The 1,045-nt window shown below is 73.3% G+C and carries 1 protein-coding gene; it reads right to left on the bottom strand.

Annotation, left to right across the window (positions count from 1 at the left end; translation table 11 throughout):
- Positions 1-1,045, bottom strand: a 1,045-nt coding sequence (locus tag AC1D15_RS34000) for a tetratricopeptide repeat protein (RefSeq protein WP_477829539.1), incomplete at both ends; no start/stop codon positions are given.

Genomic DNA, 1,045 nt, shown 5'->3' with positions numbered 1-1,045 from the left:
TCCACCTCCTGCTGCGTCATCGCCTCCCCTGCAGCCTGTTCGGCCTCGAACCGCTCCACCCCCAGCGCCCCCCGCGATGCCGCCATCAGCGGCGCGATGAACGCCTCGTCCACCGGATCGGCCCGCTCCCCATCCTCGCGCCTTCCCGCCAGCGCCACGCCGTGCAGCCTGGCCGCCTGCACATGCTCCCCCAGCGCCGAAGCGAGGCCCGCGGCCACTTCCGCCAGCCTCGCCCCCATCTTCGGCAGGCCATCGCGCCGCACCAGCGGCCACAACGCCTGCAGCGTCTCCCGCGCCGCCGGCCATTGCCCGAGGGTGACCTGCACCTGCGCCAGGTTGCTCTGCAACTGTCCCGTCACCRACGCCGGCAGCTCGAGCCGCTTCGCCAGCGCGATGGCTTCGTCGTACAGCGCCCGTGCCTGCGCATGGCGGCAGACACCGCGGTGGATCTCGGCGATGTTGTTCAGGCTGACCACCAGGCGGATGTCGGGCACGCCGTTGGAACGCAGCAGCTCGGTCGCCTGCTCATACGCCGACAAGGCCTCGTCGGCGCGCCCCAGCGCATGCCATGCGTTGGCGCGCAGGCTCAACGCCACGGCGGTGCGCTCGGCGTTGTCGGCCGATGCCGCCAGCTCGCCGCCCCGGTCGGCCCAGCGCAAGGCCTCGTCGTAGAAGCCGCGCTTGTACGCGAGGTGCGACATCGCCAGCAGCGCCTTGCCGCGCAGCGCCTCGTCGAGCCCGTGTGCGTCGCGCGCCAGCGCGGCGGCGCCCAGGCAGTAGCCCACGTCGAGCGGGCCGGCAAAGGCCCAGTAGCGGCCGAGCGCCGCCACGAAACGCCAGCCGGCGTGGGCGCCAGCCGGTAGCTGGGCGCACCAGTCGTGCGCCGCGATCAGGTTGTCCTGTTCCGCCTTCAGTCGCGGCAGCCACGCCAGTTCGCCCGGGCCGTGCAGGTGGCCGCCGGCCTCTTCGGCAAAGGCGACGAAGTGGGCCAGGCAGCGCGCACGCACGGCCTGCGCTTCGCCGGTCTCGTCGAGCAGGTCCTGCG

It is taken from the genome of Rhizobacter sp. P2_H2, from assembly GCF_056403375.1.
Note: the sequence above shows the minus strand (reverse complement) of the source record. Positions and strands in the feature narration are given on the sequence as shown.